This is a genomic window from Sphingomonas sp. AC449 (genome assembly GCF_979253475.1).
On record NZ_CEEDCZ010000121.1, the window covers coordinates 1 to 231 of the forward strand.

Annotated in this window: 1 protein-coding gene; it reads right to left on the minus strand. The window is 72.3% G+C overall.

What is annotated here, in order from left to right; all coding sequences use genetic code 11:
- Positions 1-231, minus strand: a 231-nt coding sequence (locus AC0CH3_RS18065) for an XdhC family protein (RefSeq protein WP_465238153.1), incomplete at both ends; no start/stop codon positions are given.

Sequence of the window (231 nt, forward strand, 5' to 3'; positions counted from 1 at the left end):
CCGACTTCCCAGGCTGCTGCATCGGCGCCGCCGTAGTTGCGGACCTGGACCGGCGCGCCCGCGATCACCTCGGCGGCGGTGGCGAGGCTGTCGCTCTCGACGCAGCCGCCCGACACCGATCCCTCGAACCGGCCATCGGCGTGGACGAGCATGTGGCTCCCCATGGGTCGCGGCGCGGATCCCCAGGTCGAGACGACCGTGGCGATCGCCATCTTCTCGCCCTTCCACGCC